The sequence below is a fragment of the Streptomyces sp. cg35 genome (assembly GCF_050410835.1).
GTDB lineage: Bacteria > Actinomycetota > Actinomycetes > Streptomycetales > Streptomycetaceae > Streptomyces.
This window is the reverse complement of the sequence record NZ_CP191268.1, coordinates 8,091,641-8,106,440: the sequence shown is the minus strand read 5'-3', so window position 1 is coordinate 8,106,440 and position 14,800 is coordinate 8,091,641. Positions and strand designations below refer to the sequence as shown.

Sequence of the window (14,800 nt, the reverse complement as noted above, 5' to 3'; positions counted from 1 at the left end):
TCAGCCTCCCAGCCGGCTCAGTTTCCGTGCGACGTTCCTGTTCAACTGCTCGCGCCATCGGTCGCGATAGGTTCGCGCCCCTTCTCCACCGGCCAGCGCCGCGCAAAAGCCCTGGATGTCGTCGCCGAGCACCTCCTGGACGCTCTGCCCGTCCGCCGCTGTCTCTTCGAGCAGCCCCAGGGCGGCGTCGAGGATCGGTATCAGGTTGCGGCCGGTGAAATCCCCGTGCGGAAAGAGGTGGGCCTTGATCTGTTCCCACGCCGTGCGGTAATCGTCCGGCAGGTTCGCGGCCCTGACTTCGAACGCCTTCCATTCCCTGGTGAGATCGCTACCGGTGATGGTCTCCCAGAAGTTCATTTCCCGCCCTCCTTCAGCCTGTTGATGCGTGATGAGACGTACTGCCACTTCACCCAGAACGTCGCGAGTTCCTCGCGTCCGGCGTCGTTGAGCGCGTAGAACTTGCGCGGCGGACCGACTCCGGAAGGCCGTTTCGTCACCTGGACGAGTCCGTTCCTCTCCAGCCGCAGCAAGATGGTGTACACCGTCCCCTCGATGACGTCGGCGAAGCCGAGCTCGTTCAGCCGGCGGGTGATGGCGTATCCGTAGGTTTCTTCCCTGCCGATGATTTCGAGCACGCACCCTTCGAGCGTGCCCTTCAGCATCTCCGTCAGGTCGTCCATCGCGAGTCCTCCTCGGCCCTAGCGGTACTGCGTAGTACCGAGTACCGCTATACGGTACCACCGAGTACTGGAGGGTGTCGGCGATCGACCGCGCCCGTACCCGAGGCGGGGCCGCGCTGAGCTGAGCAATGGGTCGGGCGAGTCACGACTCATGAGCGTGATCACCAAGAGAGTGAGGATGGGTTCGCAGTGCCCTGGCCGGGTCTCATGGTCACGGACCTTGCGGCGCGCGTGCAGCAGCCAGGCGAGCGAGCGCCCCGCGAGCCGAAGCGGCCCCCCGGGAAAACCTTCAGGCGGCCTCGCCAAGCCTCACTCATTGCCTCCAAAGAAGGCCATGCGCCTGCGAGTTGAGTGCGCTTCCCGTCGCGCCATCGGCGGCATTCTGGCGCTGTGCTCGAGGAGATTGACGCCGCGTTGACGGCGCGGGCGGCGGCCCGTCCGCGCGTGGCGGAGGCAGCCCCGGCCGGCTCGATCCCGCGCCCGCTCAGGACGTCCGGCGAAGTCCGTCAGGTGCGGCAGGGCCGGCCGTGTTCATGGGGCAACGGCGGCCTCTACCAGTTTCGTTCGCAGCGCGAGTGCCGTCGGAAGCAGGATCGTCACGAACGTCAGCACCACCGCGGTGGCGACGATCGTCACGTAGATCCAGCCGGGCCCGCTGGGCAGCACCGTCCCGTCCAGGGCCAGGCCGAAGGGGACCAGCGAGCCGGTGGCGACGCCGGTGCCGAGCACAATGCCGACGACCGCGGTCACCATGGCCTCGACGGACATCATCCACAGCACCTGGCGTCGGGTGGAGCCGATCAGCCGTCGTAGCGCGAACTCGCCGCGCCGCTCAGCGGTCGCCACGATCAGCGAGTTGACAAGCGCGATCACCGCATAGCCGACCACCACGGCGGCCAGCAGAAAGCCCTTCTCTGTCCCACGGCTCACCGAACTCCTTGCCGAAGACGCCGCCTCACAGCCGGACCCCCAGACCAACAGCGTGACCTCTTGAGCTCGCCGCCGACCGACACGAACGCCGTCTGGACACAAACGTCGTCGACACGCAGGCGCCGACTTGCTGCGTCAGGGCGAGCAGCCTTCCCACGATGCGTTGCCGTGCAGGCCGCGTACACCTCGCTGTCGACGCCAGACCAGGCCCGGACTGAGTGCCCAGCGCGGCGATGCGCCCGACACGTCCTCACACTGATCGCCACCACTGACATGGATGCGGACGTGGCGCGCCCGACGCGAACGCCTCGTGTGGCCGGCCACCGACGACGGCCAGCCGCACGGGGCGCATCACGTCGAACGTCAGGCCTTGTGGGCGACGGCGGCGAACCCGCCATTGGCCGGGACATCCACCTTCAAGGTGTCGCCTGCCGTCACCTTGTGGCTCTCCCGCACGAGTCCGTCCGGGCCGTCCCTGACCACGTCGATCGTGTACGTGCCGTGCTCCAGGAAACGAAGCGGCACCTTCTCGGTGTGGGCCTCGCCGGCGGTCACGTTGCCCAGGAACCATCGGTCGCCGTCGCGGCGGGCGATGGTGGTCTGCTTGCCGGGGTCGCCGGCGACGAGCTGCGTCTCGTCCCAGGCGGTGGGCACGGACTCGAGGAACTTCTCCAGCTCCGGGCGCTTGCGGTACTCGTCGAGTGCTCCCGCGAAGTTCTGGAACCCGGACTCGTAGACCACCGAGAGCGCCAGCTCCGCCGCATCGGACACCGGGATCTTGCCGGTCTGGAAGTCCATCGGGGTGAAGTCCATCGAACCGACCACGTTGCGGGTGTAGGGAAGCACCGACACATTGGCCGCCGTCACGTTCAACTGCTCCGCGCCGTGCACCGCTTCCATCGACATGACCTGCGGCCAGGTCCGTGCGATGCCGTGCGGAATGGTCGAACCGTGGAAGTCGACGAGGAGGTGGCGCGCCGCCGTCTCCTTGAGGATCTCGTCGTACCACTTGTAGCGGACCTGCTGGTCCGAGTCCATGAAGTCGATCTTGACTCCGACGACGCCCCACTGCGCCAACTTGTCGAACATGGCCTTCTGTTCGTCGGCGGTGTCCACGTCGCCGTAGTTCATCCAGAGCAGGATCTTGACCCCGCGCTCCTTGGCGTACGCGGTCAGTTCCGGCATCCAGTCGGTGGTGTTCCAGCCGTCGTCGACGAGGGTGTACTCCCAGTGGTGCTCGGCGGCGTAGTCCACCATGGATTTCTGCTTCTCCAGGCTGCGTTGGGCCTCGTGACCGCCGTCCATCCAGGACCAGGCGACCTTGCCAGGCTCGATCCAGGAGGTGTCCTCGATCCGGGATGCCGGGGCGACGTCGTCGTTGAGGGTCGACTCGGTGACCGTCGCCAGATCGCCGGTGGTCACCGTTCGCCACGGGGTGCTCAACGGACCGGGCGAGTTGATCTCGTCGTCCGCGAGCGAGACTCGGTACTGCCCGTTGCCCTTGGTGTGCGCCAGGTGGCTGCCGTCGTAGGTGCCGGTCACGTCCGACTCGCTCAGCAGCGCGTAGTCACCGTGGACACCCGTTCCTCGGGTGCGGAACAGCGCCGGGTAGGCGTAGTCGCCGTCAGCGGCACCGGCGGCCGACGGCGACTGGTGCGCGGCTTCATAGTTGCCGTTCGACCAGTTGTTCACCCACGCCGACGCGTTGTCGGGCAGCTCGAAGGTGGAGGCCTCCTTGGTGACTTTCACGCCGTCGCCCTCGGCGTCGGGCACCACGTAGCGGTAGGCGATGCCGTCGGCCGCGGCGCGCACCACCACTCCGAGCTTGGCGCCGTTCCCGTTCTCGAAGTCGAACCGGGACTCCGTCTGATCGACCGTGCGCTCCAGGCGCTTGCCGACCGTGGTGGTGTAGTGCTCCTGCACCCGTCTGTCGGTCCTGCGCACGAACTTCAACCCGGAGGTGAGGTCACCTTCGTCGGTGACGATCCCCAGGGCTCCAGGTTCCAGCACGGTACGGCCCTTGAGCTGAACTCCGAGCGAGAGCTTCCCGTCATCGTTCAGGCGGAGGGCGGCAGTTGGACCCGTTCCGCCGCGAGAGACAGCCCAGGACCGGTCGTCGGCCTGTGCCGACGGAGCGAGCACGCTGCCCGCCATGGCCGCGGTCAGAATGGCGACGAGCAGTACGGGTGGTCGTACACGCATGAGTTCCCCTTGGTCGCAGAAGCCCCGACATCGTTGTCAATGGCCCGAATCGAGCTGAGGGACGGCCTTCCGGACGGCACGTGCTCTCATGCAGCACAGAGAGCCGGACCTGAACCGAGCAGTTCACGTACCTGAACGCAGAACGGCACCGTGAACTCTCGTGCGGAGACGCTAGATCCAGAGCCACTCAGGGGTCAACCCTCCGGCACAGGAACAGCCGATCAGGGATGGCTCGCGCGGTCGACACGCTCCGGCCAACAGCGGCCGGCACGTCATCCACGCCGACGGCAACCCCGCGTCGCACCTGCAGCTTCCGGTCAGGACTGCGCGACCCGGGCGGGCCGGTCCCAGGAGCTGACGAACGCGCGGACCGGACCGGCCAGTTCGTCGGGGCGGCTGAGCCTCACCACCTCGACATCGGCCGCCATGTCCCGTAGCGGCCGGTAGACGATCTCCGGCAGTCCGATGCGTTCCGTGGCGGCCGGGACGACGGCCACGCCGACGCCGGCCGAGGCGAGCGCGAGCGCGCCGAGCGTGCCGGTCACCCGATGGACGCGCGCCCGCTGCTCGGTTCCCAGCCGGTCGAGCACGGTCCTGTCGTCCTCGTCAGCCGCGTACACGACGAGGCTCTCGCTCTCCAGGTCGGTGGGGACCACCGAGGCGGCGGCAGCCAGCGGGTGATCGTGGTGTACGGCGATCGACAGGGTCGTCCGCACGCCACGCCCCCTCACGAGGTCGTCCACGTCGCGCAGCCCATTGTCGGGGCTGTATCCGATGTCGAGCGTGCCGTCGCGCAGGCCCTGCACCTGTGCGGCGGGCGGGAGTTCGGTCACGTGGAGTTCCACGCGCGGGTGTGCCTGGTGGAAGCGGTGCAGGTCCGTGGACAGGATGCCTTCCAGCACGGCGATCCCGGAGAACCCGATCCGTACGGCGCCGGTCTCACCTCTGACCGACTGCCGTGCGACATCCAGGGCTCGGTCGGCCTGCGCGAGCGTACGGCGCGCCTCGACGAGCAGCAGCTCCCCCGCTTCCGTCAGCTCGACGCGACGGCTGGTGCGTACGAAGACCGGACCTCCCACCTCCCGCTCGAGCGCCTTCACCTGGGTGCTCAGCGTCGACTGGGTGACGTGCAGCCGTGCGGCCGCACGACCGAAGTGACAGTCCTCGGCGACAGCCACGAAATAGCGCAGGTGGCGAAGTTCCACGCGCGACCTCCGATCGTTCAAAGCGAACAATAGATCAGATCTATCAATTGGATCTATTGATGGAAGGGTCGGAGACTGTGGGTATGTCTGAATCGACCACACTTCAGGACCGTCAGGACATCGCCGACCTCATGACCGGGTGGATCCATCGTGATCTGGGGCAGTGGGACCGGCTCCGGGAGCTGTTCCACCCGGGCGCCCGGATCGAGATCACCTGGTTCGAGGGCGCGGCGTCGGACTTCGTCGACGCGTCCGCGCGCATGGCCACCACCGACCTGCGGACCAAGCACCTGATCACCGCACCCAGCGTGACCTTCTCGGCAGACGGCATCCGGGCGGTCAGCGAGACCAACGCGGTCATCGTCGCCGAGAACAGCACGCTCGACCTCGGCTGCAACGGCCACAACCGGTTCATCGACCGCATCGAGCGTCGGGACGGCGTCTGGCGCATCGTCGACCGCAAGAGCGTGTACGACTTCGCCACCTTCACCTTCCCCGCCGGGATCGTGGAGATCGACGCCGAGGTGGTGGCCAAGTACCCCCGTGAGTACGGCGCGCTGGCCTACGTACTGGACCGGAGCGGTTTCCCCGTCGAGCGCACCTTCGCGACCCAGGGCAGCGAACTGGAACGCGACATCAAGGAGTCGGCCTTCGCCTGGCTCGGCGCAGAAGCCGGAGCGTGACGCGCCATGAAGCTGATCACTATTGAGGAGCACACCCTCGACACCGCGGTGGCGCAGGCCTCGGCCGCGCGCGCGACGGAAGTGAGTCCGCACTTCGGGACGGCGTACTCGCCGGCGAGCGGACTGCCCTACTGCCCCACGCCCGAGGAGTTGGAAGACCTCGACGAAGGGCGCATCGCCGACATGGACGCGCACGGCATCGACATGCAAGTGCTGTCCAACCTCACCACACAATTCCTGCCGGCCGACGTGGCACCCGAACTGGTGCGGGGAGTCAACGACCGGCTTGCGGGCGTCTGCCGACGCCACCCCGACCGTTTCGCCGTCTTCGCCTCACTGCCCACGACGGCCCCGGAGCAGGCACCGGCCGAACTCAAGCGCGCCGTCGAGGAACTCGGTCACGTCGGCACGCTCATCCACGGCCGTACGGACGACGAGTTCCTGTCCGCCGAACGCTTCGACCCCATCCTGCGGGCAGCGGCCGAGCTGAGGGTCCCGATCTATCTCCATCCCGCCCCGCCCACCCGAGGCACCAGCGCGGTCAACTACGAGGCGGGGCTCGATCCCGTGGTCGCCACGCGGTTCGCCACCGCCGGGTGGGGGTGGCACAACGAATCGGGCATCCACTTCCTCCACCTCGTACTCAGCGGCGCGCTGGACCGCCACCCGGATCTGCAGTTCATTCTCGGGCACTGGGGCGAGATGGTCCCCTGGTTCCTGGACCGCCTCGACGAGGCTCTGCCCCAGCACGCGACGGGACTTGACCGGACGATCGGCGACTACGTGCGCCAGAACGTCTACTACACGCCCAGCGGCATGTTCACGGCACCACACCTGCGCTTCTGCGCCGATGTCCTGGGCACCGACCGAATGATCTACTCGGTCGACTATCCCTTCGTCGGCAACGCGGGCGCCCGCAGCTTCCTGGAGAAGTGTGACCTGCCCGCCGACGCCAAGCTCGACATCGCCCACCGCAACGCCGAACGGCTCCTGGGGGTGTGACGCGCACACGCCCCGGCGGATACACCCAGGTCCACAGCCTGCTCCTTAAGGGCTGTCCCGTAACTGATCTTCGCTGTCATCGGGGTGCGGCCGACCGTCGCGGGGTCCTGCCGCTTATCCGGCGAGGTTGAGGTTGTGCAGACGGGCGATGCCGAGCATGGCGTGATGGACGCCGTCGCCCTTGAGACGGCAGTCACGCAGGATCCTCCAGCACTTCATTCGGGCGAAGGCGTGCTCGATGCGAGCCCCTACCTGCTTGTGGGAGGGCCCGAGATGGTCGATGATCCGGTTGGCCGCCGACTTGGAGACGCCGAAGAGCGGGGCGTACTGGCGCAGCGTCAAGTTCGTGCGCCAGTACGCCGCGACCAGCAACACCCGGTCTTCCAAGGGCAGACTCCACGGCCGTCCACGCCGCGGCTCGTCTGCGACTTCACGGCGTACCACGGTCATCAACTTGCCGAAGCAGCGCGCGCTCTGGCAGACCAGCGCAATCAACGGCTCATATGCTCGTCGGCTGTGACTACTCCTTCCTTGTACGTCTTCATCGAAGAGGACGCCACCGAGCTCGAGAGCGTCGAGGGGAAAGTCCTCAGCCTGCATCGTTGGCATCTGGCGGCCAGCCAACATGTTGACGGAGACAGGGCAGCCGCCGAGGCCAGAGCTGAGGAACTTGCCAGCAGCCACATCCCGCAATACATAGGGAAGTGGCTCAAGGCCGGCGGCAGGCCATACCGGAGCGTGTTCCGCATGCACGACGGGACATGGCTGGTGAAGATGAAAAGCGGCTACGAGGAGATGCACTTCCGCGTGAGCACCGGCGAGCTCGTCCTCATGGAAGAGGAGATCAAGGGGCAGGATCCGCCCGCACCCGCCAGGAAGGGGCTCAAACGGTTGCTCGGCCGCTGAGCTGACCTGTCCGAGCCAGGCGACCGACGGTCTGTCGACAAGCCCCGGAACGCGCGGACACCGTTGCACAGCCCCGTCGTTCAAGATGCCGCGGCGCAAGGGGCGGCCGGAGATGCTTTACGGGACAGCCCTTGGCGCGCGGCGCAGAGCATCAGCTCGTGGCCGACCCGCTCTACTCCACGAGTATCCGCCTGCCCACGTCGCCAGGGACGACAACAGCAGGTCATCATGCTTCCCCATGCTGGAGCGATGCGGATCGCCGGCCCAGATCCGCCAGGCCGGACGGCGCATGCCGGGCGGTGCACGGTGAGGACCTCAGCGCACGTCGGCCGGCCGCGCGGCGCGCTCGAAGGGGTAGCGCCGCCGGAACTCGTCCGCCGCGTCCTCGAGCGTCACGAACGACACACCCTCGTGCCCGGAGACGTACTCGATGAACCGCTCCAGCATGAGCAGCACCTGCGGGCGGCCCGACACGTCGGGGTGCAGGGTCACCGGGACGACGGCGTAGTCCAACTCCCTGTGCACCCAGTCGAACTGGTCTTTCCAGTCCTGTTCCAGGGCTCGGGGCGAGACGTAGCCGTGGCTGTTGTGGGAGTGCTTGTTGAACATCATCGGCGGCAGGTCGTCGACGTACCAGTTGCCGCAGAACTCGACGAGGTCGACCTCGTGTCCGTGCACGAGCGGCTTCATCCAGTCCTTCGCCTCACCTGCATAGTCGATCTTCGTCCAGGAGTCGCCGACTCGGGCGTAGAAGGGGGTGAAGTCCCGGTAGTTCTGCGAGTGGTCGTAGGAGAAGCCGTACTTGTGCAGGAGCGCGGCCGTCGACTCGGACATCTCCCACCACGGGGCGACGTACCCCTTGGGCCTGCGCCCGGTGAACTCCTCGATGAGTTCCACGGACTTGGCAAGGACGTCCTCCTCCTGCTGAGGCGTCATCGCGATGGGGTTCTCGTGCGAGTAGCCGTGGGCCCCGATCTCGTGCCCCGCCTCCACGACCATCCGGGTCTGCTCGGGGAACGTCTCGATGGAGTGGCCGGGAATGAACCAGGACGTACGGATTCCATAGCGCTCGAACAGCTTCAGCAGGCGCGGGGTGCCGATCTCGCCCGCGAACACTCCGCGCTGGATGTCGTTCGGCGAATCCTGGCCGCCGTAACTGCCGAGCCAGCCGGCCACCGCGTCTACATCTACACCGAGCGCTATCTGGATGTTCTTGGCCATGGGTGAAGTGCTCCTCTTGTGCTTCTAGTTGGGAAGGAGGGTGCTGAGGTTTGCGGTCGCCGTGGCGAGGGCCCGGGTATCACCCGGTGTCCAGTCGCGTTCGCGCGCGCTGTGCACGGAGATCCATCCGGTGAGCGCGTCGCCCGACTCGACGGGCGACAGCATCTGGGCGCGCACGCCGTACACGTCGACGAGTGCCTGCGGCGGATGTGGCGCGGCGTTGAAGTGCGGCTGGATCAGCGGACGCCGCTCGGCCTCCAGCCACTCCACGGTGTTCAGGCGACGCTGGTCGAGGGAGGCGTCGCGGCGGATCGAGCGCTCGCCGGGGCGCAGCGCCTCGCCCGCGGTGAGATCGACGTGCAGACCGTGATCCGGCAGGTCGACGCGGAACGTGGTGCGGTCCGCGCCGGTCGCCCGCAGCAGCGTCCCGAGAACTTCCTGGACTCGGGCGCGAAGACTGCCGTCGCGCAGCAGCTGTCCGTAGCCGGACCACGACGGGTACGCCCCGGCAAGGTCGAGCGCGCGCCACAGCGTTGCCGTCACAGAGTCGAACACCGGCATGTTCAGGGATCGTTCGAGGCGCTCGGCTTCGAGGGCTCCGTGCACGTTGGTGCAGACGACGGCGACGGCCTGCGCGCCGTCGGTGGCGGCGCACTCGATCTGGCGGGCCACGTCGGCGGCCGGGATCCTGGCGAACGCCTCGTTGTCGTCCTCGCCGAAGGGCTCGGCGAGAACGCAGTCAATGCCCTCCTTCGCGTACGTCCTCACGATGGCGTCGGCCACGTCGCGGGTGTAGGGCAGGGCAAGCCCGAGCCGGGTCACGCCGTACGCGGCGCAGGCGTCGAGCAAAGCGAGCGTCGAGGTGGTCGCCGAGATGCCCGTCTCGGCGGTGAGTGCCTCGGCCAAGGCGCGGTCCCGCTCGATGCCGAGCCAGGAACCCGACGTCCCGTTCCAGACCAGGACGTCGGCCTTGGCGTCGGCCAGCTGTCTGGCCGCTGCGAGCATCGGCTCCTGGCCGAACTGGGCGTCACTGCCCGTGTCCAGGGCGATCCGGGTCACCGGTACCCGCGCGAAGTGCGCGGTGACCGGGCTCCCCGAGCCCTGGAGCAGTCCGTACGTCACGGGCTCCAGGCAGGTGTTGGACGACGGCGTGAGCATCCCCACGCGCAGCGGACGGTGATCGCTCATCGGACGACGAGCCTCCTCGAATAGTCGATGACCAGGGACGAGACGGTGAACAGGGCGCCCGCGCCGACGAAGTAGAGCAGGGCCCAGGTGTAGGAGCCGGTGCCGCCGACGATGAAGCCGACCGCGATGGGTGTGACGATCCCGGCGAGGTTCCCGGACAGGTTCATGGCGGCGCCGACCACTCCGGCGTTGGCGCGGCCGCCGAGCGTGGACGGCAGCGCCCAGTAGAGGCCGGCCCAGCGCAGGAAGAACAGGACGCCGGAGAGGAGCACGACGGCGGTCATCGCGTCGGGCACCAGGACCACACCGAGCAGCCCGGCCGTCACGGCGGCGCCCGCGACGCCCATGAGTGTGCGAAGGACGGTGTTGGCGCGGGTGCCGCGCGAGCGCCAGAGGTCGGCGAGCCAGCCGCCGGTCAGTTCCCCGACGAACCCGGCGCCGAAGATGAGCAGCGTGGACCAGCCGATCGACTTGATGTCGAAGCCCTTGGTCTCCGACAGGTAGAGCGGGCCCCAGGTGAGCAGCCCGTAGAAGACACCGTTGAAGCCCATCCAGCCCAGGCACATGCCCCAGAACGAGCGGTACTTGAGGTAGTCCACCAGGCGCGCGGGCCGGTCCTCGCCGGGCGCCGCGGCGTCCTCGGCGGCATGCGCCCGCTCGATGTGCGCGGCCTCCGCGGCGTTCACGGCAGGGTGCTCGCGCGGGGTGTCGCGCAGGAACCACAGGGCGAGGAAGCCGACCGCCACGGTCGCCGCGCCGGCGACGACGAAGCTGGTGCGCCAGCTCCCCGTCCAGGCGATCAGACCGGAGATGGCGACGCCGCCGAGCGCGGAGCCGAGCGGGGCCCCGCCGTCCATCAGGACCGCCCCCCGCCCGCGCTCGGCTGCGGGCAGCCAGTGGGCGTTGAGCTTGCCGCCCGCCGGCATCACCGGTGCCTCGACGGCGCCGAGCGCGAGCCGCGCGGTGAGCAGCGAGCCGACGCCGGTGGCCCCCGCGGTCAGCGCCGTGGCGACGCCCCAGCCGACACAGGCGCCGCCCGCCATCCGGCGCGGCCCGAACCGGTCGATGAGCCGTCCGGCCGGGATCTGCATCAGCGCGTAGGTCCAGAAGAACGCGCTGAGCACGAAACCGGTGACCTCTTTGGACAGATGCAGGTCGTCGGTGATGAGCGGCAGGGCTACGGACACGGAGCCACGGTCTATGTAGTTCAGCGTGACGATGGCGAGGAGGAGAAGGAAGATCCTCCAGCGAGTACGCGTGGGTGGCGCCTGGTCGGTTCTCGCGTCCTGGGCGGCCGCGCCGGAGACGTCGGCCGCTTTGGCTGATGGCATGTCAAACCCTCTTTCCGGCAGGGAAGAACTGCGTAAGGGGGTGTTGCAGGACAAGCAAGCACGCTTGTGACGTGCGGAATCCGCGCTATGGCATACCAAAGAATGCGACGGCCAACGCCCCGCGTCAAGGCGTTGGTATACCGTGAGGACTCATTGACGGGGAGGAAACATGGCACAGACGGCAGGCGCGGGCCCCGGCGCGGCGGGCTGGTTGCGCGACCAGGTCTGCGAGGGCATCCGGGACCGGATCATCTCCGGTCAACTCAGGCCCGGCGACCGGCTGTTGGAGCGGGACGTGGCCGAGGAGTTCGGCGTCTCCCGGATCCCCGTGCGCGAGGCGATCCGGGTGCTGCTCAGCGAGGGATTCCTGGAAGCCGTCTCGCCCCGCAGGATCGTCGTCAAGCAGCTGTCGTTCCAGGACGTGCTCGACCTCTTCGACCTGCGCGAGGCGCTCGAAGTGCTCGCCGCGCGCCGTGCCACCGAGCGCGCCGGGCAGCGGCAGGTCGACGCCCTCGGCCGGCTCCTCGACAGCGCGGGCAAGGCCACCCGCGCGGGCCGCGCCGACCGCATCTCCCGCGCCAACACCGCCTTCCACCACCACATCGTCGCGATCGCCGGCAACGCGCTCCTCGCCGCGACCCTGGAACCCCTCGAAGGCCGGATGCGCTGGCTGTTCCAGCAGGTGGACGACCCGCGCCCGGTCTGGGACGAGCACCGCGCGCTGTACGAGGCGATCGCCGCCCGTGACGCGGACCTCGCGGCCGACCGGGCGCTACGTCACGTACGGCACTACCGCGAGGTGGCGCTACGGGTGCTCTTCGACACGGAGGCCACCGCTCCGGCAGAAGTGGGCGACGCGGTCGGCGAACCCTGACGGATGTCTCCTACGACACCCGAGATTCGAACTCTCCGCCCGGTCACTGAGGCTCCTGGAGCCGTCTTGCTCCCCAGGCCGATCGAGTCAGGAAGCGCCGCGCATACCCCTCAGGGAGATTCCTCGTGGCCCTGTGCGATGCGCGCGTTCAGGTGCAGGTCATGGAGCATCTACGGCTGTTGCCGTGCTTCCGACGAAGCGGCACACCAGAGTGTTCGCTGAACGAAAGGGGCCGCATGTCACGCGATACAGCCGAAGCAGAGGCGGAGATGAAGGGGATCACGTTTCCCGCCGGGCACGGAAAGCACTACGTGACGCTGGCCGAACTACTGGTTCGCCTCGGCAGCTTCGGGCTGGACCTGACGTGGCGCGTCGAATGCGACGAGATCGTCGATCCTCGCTGTGTCGAGATGGAGAGACGGTCCGCCGATGCAGGCATGGACACGTTGACACTGTTGTCGTTGACGACCCCCTTCCTCCAGTTGATCGACGCCGAAGCACGTGGGTTCGCCGAGGACAAACTGGTGCTCGTCCTGACCGAATTCGACAGCTCCTTTTGGGACATCAGGGCTGTCGACGAGCGCGTACTCAGCGAACTTCGCCGCCACTACCCTGGTGCCAAGGACCTCTGAACGGGACGCTTCACTCCGGACGGAGCCATAGGCGGATCCCGGCCACGGGGATCGTGTACTTGATCTGGCGTCTGCGCAGGTGACGCCCGAGCGGGCGGCACCCGCCTTCCCCGGCGAGGTGAATCGTGCATGTGAGACCGCCTCGCGAGCGTCCCGTGAACCGTCTTCCAGCTACCGAAGCAGGGAGGCAGGTCCCGCCAGGGGAGGCCGGTCCGCTGCCGGAACAGAATCCCGTCGATCACACGACGGTGGCATTGCCAGCGTCCACCCCGCCCGCGATGCGTCGGCGAATGCGGCTCCAGCCGAGCCCACTCCTCATCCGAAAGATCTCCCCGTCCCAAGTCCCAATTCCCACGGAACGGGTACCCAGTGGGATCGTCACTCGACCCGTCGGACACGACCTAGGCGACAGCGCCAAACGAGAAGCCCTCGATCGAGGGATGTTCCCGCCCGGGCCGAACCATGATCAGCATGCGGGCGTCGCCACGGGCATGACCGATGAATCCGACCACCTGGACCAGCCCGGGATGGTACGCCTCACCATCGACGGCGCCGACACTCAGGCCGTACTCGCCCTCGCCTACGAACTGACCACCTGCCACAACCTCACCGGCCCCAGCACACCCGACCCCCTCCCCGACCATCCCGGGGCAAGGACCTACCTGTACGGCTACCCGGCCGTCATGCCCTACGACTGACCCCCACGTTCCTCACCCCGCCCATGACGCAGAACCCGCCGAAGGTGGACGACTCCTGCCGCATCAGCGGCGGCGAGTGGTCCGCCGCCACGAAAACACGTACGTCGACAACGCGCTCACGTTGCTTGCGGGCGGCGGGCGCGCCGTTCCCGGAGAAGCCCACGGGTCCCAGCAAGACGCGCTCCACCTCGGGCACGTTTCCGCCCTGCGGGACAGAGCCCACACGTGCGCCCGGAGCGGTGCCGGTCTTCAGTGTGCTGCTGTGGTTACCCGCTTACGGAGCAGGGCGAGCTTCTCGGCCGCGCCCGTGTTCGGAGCGGCCCAGTTCAGCACGATGTGCAGGTCGGCTCGTTCGATGGTCATGATGTCGCAGTCGAGGACGATCTCGCCGAGGTCGGGGTGGACAACCGTCTTGTGTGAGCGCCCGATCGGCAGGGTTTCGTAGCGGGTCCAGAGGTCGGCGAAGTGTGGGTCGGTCTCTCGGAGTCCGTTGATCAGTTCGGTGACGGCGCGGTCGTCGGGGTATCGGTCGGCGGCCCGTCGCAGGTCGGACACCATCATGCGTTCGAATGCGTCGGCGTGTGCGGCGTCGCGCTCGATGCGGGATGCGCCAGGTGCATACGGGGCGGCGAAGTGTCCCCAGATCAGGTTGCTCGATCGGGCATCGGTCGCGGCCGGGCTGCCGAACAGTGCGCCCCAGAGCGAGTTGCTCTGCACGAGGTCCCAGGAGGCGGTGAAGACGGCCAGCGGTGTGTCGCTCATGCGGTCGATCATGCGCTGCACGCCGGGTGGCACCTCGCGGGGCACCGTCCCGGACGGCGGGACGAGCGCACCTGCCAGCCGGTAGAGCAGTTCACGATCCACGGCGTTGAGCCGCAGTGTCTGCGCGAAGGCCGCCAGGATCTGGGGGGAGGGATTCTTCGCGCGGCCCTGTTCGAGCTGTACGAGGTAGTCGACGGAGATGCCGGCCAGGACGGCCAGCTCCTCACGCCGCAGGCCCGGAACTCGTCGGTTGCCTGCAACCGGCAGGCCGACCGCGGCCGGGCCGATGCGCTCTCTCCACGCGCGCAGTGCTGGGCCGAGCGCGGTGTAGGTGGTCATGAATCCAGTATGAGCCTGCTGGTGAGGGGCTGGGTGGTACTCGCGCTACCAGGGACGACAGCGCCTGGTGCACCCCTGCGGCCAGGCCGAGCATCGCCTTGTCGGTCCACATGCGTCAGAGGCACGGCGGCACCTTGCCGCCCGCTG

16 protein-coding genes and 1 pseudogene are annotated in these 14,800 nt (G+C 68.0%); 6 read left to right on the top strand and 11 right to left on the bottom strand.

What is annotated here, in order from left to right:
* From ACQUQD_RS37445 to ACQUQD_RS37425, 5 genes are all read right to left on the bottom strand, one after another.
* Positions 1–357, bottom strand: coding sequence for a DUF1048 domain-containing protein (locus tag ACQUQD_RS37445; RefSeq protein ID WP_428956668.1), 357 nt, complete (start codon positions 355–357; stop codon positions 1–3).
* A complete protein-coding gene (locus tag ACQUQD_RS37440; protein ID WP_428956667.1) occupies positions 354–680 on the bottom strand; it encodes a PadR family transcriptional regulator in 327 nt (108 codons plus the stop codon). The genes ACQUQD_RS37445 and ACQUQD_RS37440 overlap by 4 nt, the downstream gene beginning before the upstream one ends.
* Positions 681–1,211: 531 nt before the next feature.
* Positions 1,212–1,610, bottom strand: a complete 399-nt coding sequence (locus ACQUQD_RS37435; protein WP_428956666.1) for an ABC transporter permease — start codon at positions 1,608–1,610, stop codon at positions 1,212–1,214.
* A gap of 363 nt (positions 1,611–1,973) precedes the next feature.
* Positions 1,974–3,812: a glycoside hydrolase family 97 catalytic domain-containing protein gene (locus ACQUQD_RS37430; protein ID WP_428956665.1), complete on the bottom strand. Its 1,839-nt coding sequence runs from the start codon at positions 3,810–3,812 to the stop codon at positions 1,974–1,976.
* Positions 3,813–4,129: 317 nt separating this feature from the next.
* Positions 4,130–5,017: a LysR substrate-binding domain-containing protein gene (locus tag ACQUQD_RS37425; protein ID WP_428956664.1), complete on the bottom strand. Its 888-nt coding sequence runs from the start codon at positions 5,015–5,017 to the stop codon at positions 4,130–4,132.
* A gap of 83 nt (positions 5,018–5,100) precedes the next feature.
* On the opposite strand from ACQUQD_RS37425, the gene ACQUQD_RS37420 reads away from it, so the two are divergent.
* Both ACQUQD_RS37420 and ACQUQD_RS37415 read left to right on the top strand, forming a co-directional pair.
* On the top strand, positions 5,101–5,700 hold the full coding sequence (locus ACQUQD_RS37420) for a nuclear transport factor 2 family protein (protein WP_428956663.1): 600 nt from the start codon (positions 5,101–5,103) through the stop codon (positions 5,698–5,700).
* Positions 5,701–5,706: 6 nt separating this feature from the next.
* Positions 5,707–6,702 carry an amidohydrolase family protein gene (locus tag ACQUQD_RS37415; protein ID WP_428956662.1) on the top strand — a complete coding sequence of 332 codons (996 nt, stop codon included), beginning with the start codon at positions 5,707–5,709 and terminating at the stop codon, positions 6,700–6,702.
* Positions 6,703–6,816: 114 nt separating this feature from the next.
* Here the strand turns inward: ACQUQD_RS37415 and ACQUQD_RS37410 are convergent, their stop codons facing one another.
* Complete coding sequence (locus tag ACQUQD_RS37410) at positions 6,817–7,197, bottom strand: helix-turn-helix domain-containing protein (protein WP_428956661.1); 381 nt, start codon at positions 7,195–7,197, stop codon at positions 6,817–6,819.
* 21 nt (positions 7,198–7,218) lie between these two features.
* Between ACQUQD_RS37410 and ACQUQD_RS37405 the strand changes: the two genes are divergently transcribed.
* Positions 7,219–7,608 carry a hypothetical protein gene (locus ACQUQD_RS37405; protein ID WP_428956659.1) on the top strand — a complete coding sequence of 130 codons (390 nt, stop codon included), beginning with the start codon at positions 7,219–7,221 and terminating at the stop codon, positions 7,606–7,608.
* 315 nt (positions 7,609–7,923) lie between these two features.
* Here ACQUQD_RS37405 and ACQUQD_RS37400 read toward each other — a convergent pair whose 3' ends face one another.
* Genes ACQUQD_RS37400 through ACQUQD_RS37390 form a run of 3 tightly spaced genes read right to left on the bottom strand, consistent with a single transcriptional unit; the run spans position 7,924 to position 11,348 of the window.
* Entirely contained in the window at positions 7,924–8,829 is a 906-nt protein-coding gene (locus tag ACQUQD_RS37400; protein WP_428956658.1) for a polysaccharide deacetylase family protein, read from the bottom strand.
* 24 nt (positions 8,830–8,853) lie between these two features.
* Positions 8,854–10,017 (bottom strand): maleate cis-trans isomerase family protein, encoded by a 1,164-nt coding sequence (locus tag ACQUQD_RS37395; protein WP_428956657.1) that lies wholly within the window; start codon positions 10,015–10,017, stop codon positions 8,854–8,856.
* Entirely contained in the window at positions 10,014–11,348 is a 1,335-nt protein-coding gene (locus ACQUQD_RS37390) for an MFS transporter (protein WP_428956656.1), read from the bottom strand. Before ACQUQD_RS37390 ends, ACQUQD_RS37395 begins: the two co-directional genes overlap by 4 nt.
* Before the next feature lie 169 nt (positions 11,349–11,517).
* On the opposite strand from ACQUQD_RS37390, the gene ACQUQD_RS37385 reads away from it, so the two are divergent.
* Together ACQUQD_RS37385 and ACQUQD_RS37380 are read left to right on the top strand one after the other, a co-directional pair.
* A complete protein-coding gene (locus tag ACQUQD_RS37385; protein ID WP_428956655.1) occupies positions 11,518–12,222 on the top strand; it encodes a GntR family transcriptional regulator in 705 nt (234 codons plus the stop codon).
* 125 nt (positions 12,223–12,347) lie between these two features.
* Positions 12,348–12,854: a hypothetical protein gene (locus tag ACQUQD_RS37380; RefSeq protein ID WP_428956654.1), complete on the top strand. Its 507-nt coding sequence runs from the start codon at positions 12,348–12,350 to the stop codon at positions 12,852–12,854.
* A 155-nt stretch (positions 12,855–13,009) separates the two neighbouring features.
* Here the strand turns inward: ACQUQD_RS37380 and ACQUQD_RS37375 are convergent.
* Positions 13,010–13,195 (bottom strand): annotated as a pseudogene (locus ACQUQD_RS37375) (transposase); the annotation flags it as partial.
* 150 nt (positions 13,196–13,345) lie between these two features.
* On the opposite strand from ACQUQD_RS37375, the gene ACQUQD_RS37370 reads away from it, so the two are divergent.
* Positions 13,346–13,552: a hypothetical protein gene (locus ACQUQD_RS37370; RefSeq protein WP_428956653.1), complete on the top strand. Its 207-nt coding sequence runs from the start codon at positions 13,346–13,348 to the stop codon at positions 13,550–13,552.
* Positions 13,553–13,801: 249 nt separating this feature from the next.
* Here ACQUQD_RS37370 and ACQUQD_RS37365 read toward each other — a convergent pair whose 3' ends face one another.
* Positions 13,802–14,653 (bottom strand): helix-turn-helix transcriptional regulator, encoded by an 852-nt coding sequence (locus tag ACQUQD_RS37365; protein WP_428956651.1) that lies wholly within the window; start codon positions 14,651–14,653, stop codon positions 13,802–13,804.
* Positions 14,654–14,800: the final 147 nt, after the last annotated feature.

Excerpts from the sequence above, each read along its gene's own strand:
- ACQUQD_RS37390 (WP_428956656.1), bottom strand. The coding sequence starts at position 11,348 with ATGCCATCAGCCAAAGCGGCCGACGTCTCCGGCGCGGCCGCCCAGGAC.
- ACQUQD_RS37440 (WP_428956667.1), bottom strand. The coding sequence starts at position 680 with ATGGACGACCTGACGGAGATGCTGAAGGGCACGCTCGAAGGGTGCGTG.
- ACQUQD_RS37365 (WP_428956651.1), bottom strand. The coding sequence starts at position 14,653 with ATGACCACCTACACCGCGCTCGGCCCAGCACTGCGCGCGTGGAGAGAG.
- ACQUQD_RS37415 (WP_428956662.1), top strand. The coding sequence starts at position 5,707 with ATGAAGCTGATCACTATTGAGGAGCACACCCTCGACACCGCGGTGGCG.
- ACQUQD_RS37385 (WP_428956655.1), top strand. The coding sequence starts at position 11,518 with ATGGCACAGACGGCAGGCGCGGGCCCCGGCGCGGCGGGCTGGTTGCGC.
- ACQUQD_RS37430 (WP_428956665.1), bottom strand. The coding sequence starts at position 3,812 with ATGCGTGTACGACCACCCGTACTGCTCGTCGCCATTCTGACCGCGGCC.
- ACQUQD_RS37395 (WP_428956657.1), bottom strand. The coding sequence starts at position 10,017 with ATGAGCGATCACCGTCCGCTGCGCGTGGGGATGCTCACGCCGTCGTCC.
- ACQUQD_RS37370 (WP_428956653.1), top strand. The coding sequence starts at position 13,346 with ATGACCGATGAATCCGACCACCTGGACCAGCCCGGGATGGTACGCCTC.
- ACQUQD_RS37420 (WP_428956663.1), top strand. The coding sequence starts at position 5,101 with ATGTCTGAATCGACCACACTTCAGGACCGTCAGGACATCGCCGACCTC.
- ACQUQD_RS37445 (WP_428956668.1), bottom strand. The coding sequence starts at position 357 with ATGAACTTCTGGGAGACCATCACCGGTAGCGATCTCACCAGGGAATGG.
- ACQUQD_RS37400 (WP_428956658.1), bottom strand. The coding sequence starts at position 8,829 with ATGGCCAAGAACATCCAGATAGCGCTCGGTGTAGATGTAGACGCGGTG.